General features: G+C 63.9%; 7 protein-coding genes. 3 read left to right on the forward strand and 4 right to left on the reverse strand.

What is annotated here, in order from left to right:
* Positions 1 to 6: 6 nt before the first annotated feature.
* The 3 genes from C266_RS07475 to C266_RS07485 all read right to left on the reverse strand — a co-directional run bounded on the left by C266_RS07475 (position 7) and on the right by C266_RS07485 (position 4,021).
* Entirely contained in the window at positions 7 to 417 is a 411-nt protein-coding gene (locus C266_RS07475) for a biopolymer transporter ExbD (RefSeq protein ID WP_010808895.1), read from the reverse strand.
* Between the two features lie 12 nt (positions 418 to 429).
* Positions 430 to 2,202 (reverse strand): DUF2341 domain-containing protein, encoded by a 1,773-nt coding sequence (locus tag C266_RS07480; protein WP_010808896.1) that lies wholly within the window; start codon positions 2,200 to 2,202, stop codon positions 430 to 432.
* A 133-nt stretch (positions 2,203 to 2,335) separates the two neighbouring features.
* Positions 2,336 to 4,021 carry a ShlB/FhaC/HecB family hemolysin secretion/activation protein gene (locus C266_RS07485; RefSeq protein WP_010808897.1) on the reverse strand — a complete coding sequence of 562 codons (1,686 nt, stop codon included), beginning with the start codon at positions 4,019 to 4,021 and terminating at the stop codon, positions 2,336 to 2,338.
* Between the two features lie 356 nt (positions 4,022 to 4,377).
* On the opposite strand from C266_RS07485, the gene C266_RS07490 reads away from it, so the two are divergent.
* Positions 4,378 to 4,731, forward strand: coding sequence for a hypothetical protein (locus C266_RS07490; RefSeq protein ID WP_010808898.1), 354 nt, complete (start codon positions 4,378 to 4,380; stop codon positions 4,729 to 4,731).
* Between the two features lie 18 nt (positions 4,732 to 4,749).
* Here C266_RS07490 and C266_RS07495 read toward each other — a convergent pair whose 3' ends face one another.
* The gene (locus C266_RS07495) at positions 4,750 to 5,430 is read right to left on the reverse strand and encodes a response regulator transcription factor (protein WP_036662033.1); all 681 of its coding nucleotides are present in this window, start codon (positions 5,428 to 5,430) and stop codon (positions 4,750 to 4,752) included.
* Positions 5,431 to 5,672: 242 nt separating this feature from the next.
* Between C266_RS07495 and C266_RS07500 the strand changes: the two genes are divergently transcribed.
* Both C266_RS07500 and C266_RS07505 read left to right on the forward strand, forming a co-directional pair.
* The gene (locus tag C266_RS07500) at positions 5,673 to 6,362 is read left to right on the forward strand and encodes a hydrolase (protein WP_010808900.1); all 690 of its coding nucleotides are present in this window, start codon (positions 5,673 to 5,675) and stop codon (positions 6,360 to 6,362) included.
* A 14-nt stretch (positions 6,363 to 6,376) separates the two neighbouring features.
* A partial coding sequence (locus C266_RS07505) for an amidohydrolase family protein (RefSeq protein ID WP_010808901.1) occupies positions 6,377 to 6,987 on the forward strand: 611 nt, incomplete at its 3' end.

Raw genomic sequence — 6,987 nt, forward strand, 5'->3', positions numbered from 1 at the left:
CGCTCCTTACTGCGGCTTGCCGGTCACGAGGCCGACCTGGTTGAGATCGATCCGGCGCAGCAGGTCGAGCACTTCGACGACCTTGGCGTACTGCACCTGCGCGTCGCCGCGCACGATCACCGGGAAATCGGGCGTGACCGCCTTCTCCGTGCGCAAGCGATCCTCAAGCTCGGTGAGCGTCACCGGATAGGCATCGAGAAACACCTGACCGGCGTTATCGACCGTGATCGCCTTGGTCTTCGGCTTCTCGAGCGCCACCGATGAGCTGGCCTTCGGGAGATCGACCTTGATGCCGGGAATGCTGGCGTTACTCGTGAGAATGAAGATCACCAGCACCACCAGCAGCACGTCGACGAACGGCGTGATGTTGATACCGCCCGAGCGCTTCTTCGCGGCGAATCGCGTTGCGTTTGCCATGATTCGTCCTCGTCAGGCGCGTTGCAGCACGGGCTGACGGCGGCCTTCGCCCTGCTCTTCGGCGAGGCGGGTCGTGAACTCGTCGACGAACACGGCCATGTCGGCGGAAAGTGCATCCGAGCGCGACACCAACCAGTTGTAGCCGAACAGTGCGGGAATGGCCACGCCGAGACCGGCGGCCGTACACAGCAGTGCGGCGGCCATGCCCGGTGCCACCGAATTGATGTCCACCGCGCCCGCCATGGCGGCCACGACGAACACCAGCATGATCCCGATCACGGTGCCGAACAGACCGACATACGGCGCCCCTTCGATGGACGTCGAGAGCCAGTTCATGCGTTTGCTCATGTCTTCGACTTCGCGCACCATCGCACCGTCCATCGACGCGCGAATGGCGCTGATGGTCGCCTCGGACACAGCGCTCGTGTCGTAGCCGAGTTCGTGACGGCGATGCAGTTCGCTAAGCGCGACCTCGTACAGACGCCACAGCGGCGATTGGTCTTGCACGCTCTCCGGCACACGGTTCGTACGCGCGATCTGGTCGAGCGGTGCGCCCGAGGCTTCGCGAAAATGCGTCATGAATGCGCTGTTGGCGCGTGCTTTCGCGGCGTAGCTGCGACCCTTCGTGATCATGATGAGCCACGAGACCACCGCCATCAGGCCCAGCACACAGACCACCACCCAGGCGTCGACCGGCATGGCCGCAAGGATGAAGGCGAAATGGCTCTTGCCCGCTTGCTGCTCATCCGGACCATAGGCAATCAGACGCGATTCGGCGCCTTGCGAAACGGCATCCGTCTGAAGCAGCGCGGCGCTGCGGGCGACCTTCGACAGACGCACTTCGTCCACCGCCCCCGAGAAGCGAGCGAGGCCGCCCGAGGCGCCTTCGACGTCGCCGCCGATGGTCGTCGGCGAATTCAGTGCGGGCAATGCCACCGCCAGCGTGGTGGCTGCATGACCGCCGACGTAGAGCGTGACCGACTTACCGTCGGCCGTGACCGCCAGATGCGACCACTTCCCCGCTTGAATCGGCTGGCCCGGCTGACTGCGCTGAGCCCCCACCTGCACGAACGGCACGCCCTGATCGACACCGATCACCAGATCGCTGCCACCGTCGCGGCGCACATAGATCGCTTCGTTCGCGCCCAGCTTCTCCGGGTGCACCCAGGCCGAGAACGTGAACGGGCTGCCGGCGGCAAGCGCGAGCGACGGCGAAGCGGGCAGCACGATCGGCGACGCGCCGGCTTGTGCGCCCTTGCCGATGATCGCGCCGTCGAGTGTGACGATCGGGTTCTGGCCATTGTTGCCGTAGGCGGTCGTGTCGCGCGCGGGCACGTTCGATTCGCCGAAGTGGTACACGGCGGTGTAGTCCGGATCGAACACACGCTGACCGTTCCCCGCCGCAGGGGCCTTGCGGTTGCCGTAGTACATCCAGACCTGTTGCTTGGCGCCTGCGGTGACGGCGGGCACATCGACCCACACGAGTGCGATGCCCAGCACCGGATCGAACTGCTCGATCTGGTGATTGAGGACCGTCTTGTCATCGGCCGCCACGAAGCGCAGGTCGGCCCCGGTTTCGTTCACGCCTTCGAAGCTGAAGTTGCCGGTGTGCAGGCGCAGCAGCATCGGCACCCGGCCGGCGTCGCCCGTGATATTGCCGCCTTGCGGGCCGGCATCGATGGTAATCGGCTTGCGGTACGCCCAATCCGGTTGCCACCAAGCGTGCGCGAGCACCGGCATCAGCGTGCCGATCAGCGCAAGCAGGAATGGAAGAATGCGTCGCATGGCTGTATTTCTCCGTTTATGCCGCCCGGCGCGTTGAATTGGCGCACCGGGCATCAGGTCGTGAATGTTGTGTCGTGAAATTCGGATGTGTCTTTTCCGGGCCGTTGGCAGGTCGCCTTATTCGCTCAATCGCTCAATACGTTGCCGTGACGCTGAAGTTCAACCGCGGCTTGTAGCGCTCCGTGCGCGGTCCGTTGGTCAGCGGATACGCCGCATCGACGCGCCCCGTCACGTGCGACGTCAGACGCAGCGACGACCCCACACCGACCGACGCCAGCGAGTAACGCGAGGTCTGCTCCGGCAACGCGTCGCGCAGCCCCAGTCGCGCCCCGTCGAAGAACGCATACGCGCGCCAGTTCGAGACGACCGGGCCTAGCAGCGGAATCGGCGGCGTACGCCATTCGATGGAGCCGACCACGCCGTAGTCGCCGGTCGCTTCGGCCGAGAGGTAGCCGCGCACCGAGTTCATGCCGCCGCCGGCGAGTTGTTCGTTGGAGATCAGCGGCGAATCGGTCATCTGCGTGGCAACGCGCGCCGCGAGTTGCCAGCCGCCGCCGAACGTATAGGTGCCGTTCGCATCCGCACGCAGCACCATGAAGCTGGGCGACGCCTTATAGCGCTTCGCGTCGAACTGGGCCGGACTGCTGCCATAGCCGAGGAAGCTCGACATGCCCGAGACGATCGACGTATTCAGGCCGGCGCTCAGGTCTTCGTCCTGATAGAAGCCGCTGTAGCCGAGCGTGATCGGTGCGTATTTGAGCGGCACCACATCGCCGGCGGTGCCGAAGCGGGTGGTTTCCGTGTTGTCCTTGAAGTCCACGCCAAGGCTGAAGGCGTGATACCAGGCGCCGGTATCCGGCACGGTGTAGGTCGTCTTGACGCCGATCGCGTGCCCCTTGCCGAGCACCGTAGTGCCACCGGTAGTGGCGACATTGCTGTCCGACTGATAGCCGTTAAGTTCGAGCGTCCAGGGCGAAGACCCGATCGGCGCCACATACGACCCCGACCACACCTTGCTCTGGCTGAAGTCCTGAGGCGCACCGAAGAAGCTCATCGACACGCGATGGCCGAGTTGCCACAGGTTGTCGTAACCCACCGACGCGAGCATGCGCAGCGGCTTCGTATCGGCACTGCGGTCGTTGTTCAGGCTGAAGCTCGCGCGCCACGGGTTGGTGTCCTCGACCTTGAGGTCGACGTCCATCGTGCCGGGCACCGCCCCTTGCTTGACGAGCGGCACCACCTGTTGCTCGCCGGTACGGTTCAGGGCCGTGAGTTCCGCCTGTGCGGCGTTGAAATCCGGCACCTTGCCCTCGGCCAACGACGGCACGCGATCACGCACCTCGCGCGGCGAGTGGTATTCCGAGCCGACCACGCGCAGACGTCCCAGCTTGGTCTCGCTCACCTTGAGATAGACCACGCCGCCCGTGACCTGCTGTTCCGGCAAATCGACGTACACCGACTGATAGCCCTTGGCCTGATAGGCGGCGAGCAAGGCGTCGCGTGCGGCTTCGATGTCGGCGAGCGTGCGGTTCGGCCCGAGATACGGCGTCACGGCTTTTTCGATCGTGCGGACATCGAGCACCGTGTTGCCGCGCACGACGTACTCATTGATATTGACGGGCTTCTGCGCGTCGGCAGACTTTTCCTTCGCTGGCGCCGATCCTGTCGCGCCGGCCTGCGGCTTTACCGCAGGCGAATTGTCCGGCCGGTCTGCTTTGGCTTCCTGAGCAATCGCAACGCCATGAACGGTTCCGCCCAACGTGACAGCGCACACTGCCGCCCAGCGCAGCCACAGCCGGTTCGTTTTCATCAAACGCATATAGAAGACTCTGCTTTGTTAGGTCGACGCGGCCCTGCCCGATGCAGTGCCCCCGGTGGCCTGACGATTACCCGCGCATACCGCTACACCGCGGGTATCGCCCGGCCGCACGCAATCCGTGTCGACATTCCTCACGAATACGGATACCTAGACGTCCGGGGGCGCGACCGACTAACGTTTGTCACGAGAAATTCATCTTTCTCGAAAATCGCACGGACTGACGTATGCTTGTTCAGTCGGAGTCCTGATGGACTACCCATCATTTTTTGCGGGGGAGGCAGACCATGAAGGCAGAGAGCACTCGCGGGATTCGAAGGTGCATACGGGTTTGGGGTGCCGCAGGCGCAAGCGCCGCCGTGTTGACGCTCGGCGCGGCCGGACAGGTGAGCGCAGCCGACGATGCGGCGCGCAGCACCGGCGCGTCGGCGGCGGGGCCGCGGGCCGGTTGCGTGGATGTGGAAGTGAATGGACAGCGCTCGCCGTCGTATGACTGTCTGACGAATCAGTTGCAGCCGGCGTCAAGCCCGCTCGCCGGCGGGCGGGCGCCCGGGCTGGAGTCTGAAGGTATCGCCAACAAGCCTGGCAATCAGATCGGCGGCCAGTTCAACTGGAGCGGTACGTCTCAGCGCATGGGAAATACGTTCGGAAATTCGGCGACGCCGCAGCGGCCTGCCGCGCCGCCGCCGGCACCGATCATCCCAGGGCGTTGATGACAGAACAATGGCAGCTCACGCTGTCTCGCGCCGGTGCCGGCCAATCCCGCCGTGATAAAGCGCAGGCGACGTCATGCCTAGCTTGTGGGCCATGATGACGAGATCCGCGAAGGAGCGCGCTTCCATTTTTCGCATCGCATTGCCCCGATGGATCTTGACAGTGATTTCGCTGATCCCCAGCTCGTCGGCAATGTGCTTGTTCATACGGCCCGCCGCCACGAGCGCCATGACTTCGCGTTCGCGCTGAGAGAGCCGTTGCGCGCGCTCGGCAACATCGGTACTGGCGCGCTCTCGTGCCAGACGCTGTCGATCCCGCGCGAGCGCAGACCCTACGGCCTCAAGCAGTACGCTATCGGGAAACGGCCGGGTCAGGAAGTCGATGGCGCCCGCCTTCATCCCCCGAACGCTCGTTGCCACGTCCGTATGACCGGCGACGAAAACCACGGGGATCGGGTCTTGCACCACAATCAGCGCCTCCTGCAGGGCGAGACCGCCACCGGCGGTGCCGAGATCCGCACCCAGCACCAGACAACCTGGCCCGGTACCCCGTTGACTCGTAAGAAACGACGACGCAGACAAAAATCCGCATGCGCGACGACCGGCGGCCGAAAGCAACGCACAAAGCGCGTCATTTTCCGCCACGTCGTCAACGACGACGTAGACATTCGCGGTATCGCTGTCGGGAAGCCCGTTCATGCAGGTGGCATCGTCATGATTCGATGCCGCCGAGTATACGTCAGTCGCGAGTTGCACGACATCGTCGAATAGCACGAACGTGCGCACTATTTTCCGCATGCATCGGCGGCGAACCCGCGCCGGCTCTGGCGTTGCAGCACTAATACGAAGGGACGATGGAAGTCTCCGGACGGAAAGCATAGCCTCATGGAGGGTCGCGTCCGGTGCCTGTGCGATCCCCCAATTCCCCTCCGGAGCCTTCCATGTCCAATCCCAAGCTCGAAGTCCTCACCCCGCAGAACTGCCAGTTGATCTTCATCGACCATCAGCCGCAGATGGCTTTTGGCGTTCAGTCGATGGATCGTCAGGCGCTCAAGAACAACGCGGTGGGCCTGGCCAAGGCCGCGCGTATCTTCAACATTCCGACGACGATCACGACGGTAGAGTCCGAATCGTTCTCGGGTTACACCTATCCGGAACTGCTCGACGTGTTCCCGAACCAGAAGACGCTGGAACGCACCTCGATGAACTCGTGGGACGACCAGAAGGTGCGCGATGCGCTCGCCGCCAACGGCCGCAAGAAGGTCGTCGTCGCCGGATTGTGGACGGAAGTCTGCAACACCACCTTCGCGCTGTGCGCCATGCTCGAAGGCGGTTACGAAATTTATATGGTCGCCGATGCCTCGGGCGGCACCTCGAAGGAGGCTCACGACTATGCCATGCAGCGCATGGTGCAGGCAGGTGTCGTGCCCATGACATGGCAACAGGTATTGCTGGAGTGGCAGCGCGATTGGGCACACCGCGACACGTACGATGCGGTAATGAAGCTCGTCAAGGAACATTCCGGTGCGTACGGCATGGGGGTCGATTACGCCTACACGATGGTCCACAAAGCGGCCCAGCGCACCGCAACACCGCACGAAGCGATTCCGGCCGTTCCGGCAAAGCGTTGATCGGGGAGATGCACATGACCGCCTCCACGCCCGACCTCATTCTGGTCAACGGCAAGTTCGCAACACTCGACCGCGCCAATCCGCAAGCCGATGCCGTGGCACTCACCGGCGCAACCTTCACCGCCGTGGGCACGCGCGACGAAGTGATGCGTCTGGCCGGCAGCGGTACCAAGGTCATTGACCTGCAGGGCCGCCGTGTCATTCCCGGACTGATCGACAGTCACATGCACATCATCCGGGGTGGCCTGAACTACAACATGGAGTTGCGCTGGGACGGCGTTCGTTCACTGGCCGACGCCATGCGCATGTTGAAAGACCAGGTCGACCGCACGCCCGCGCCGCAATGGGTTCGCGTGGTGGGCGGCTTTACCGAACATCAATTCGCCGAGAAGCGTCTGCCGACCATCGACGAACTGAATGCCGTCGCCCCCGACACGCCGGTGTTCATCCTGCACCTGTACGACCGCGCGATACTCAACGGCGCCGCACTGCGCACCGTGGGCTACACGAAAGACACGCCCAACCCGCCGGGCGGCGAGATCGTGCGCGACGCGTCGGGCAATCCGACCGGGTTGCTGCTCGCCAAGCCGAACGCGACCATTCTCTACGCCACGCTGGCGAAAGG

The sequence above is a fragment of the Pandoraea sp. SD6-2 genome, assembly GCF_000389825.1.
GTDB lineage: Bacteria > Pseudomonadota > Gammaproteobacteria > Burkholderiales > Burkholderiaceae > Pandoraea > Pandoraea communis.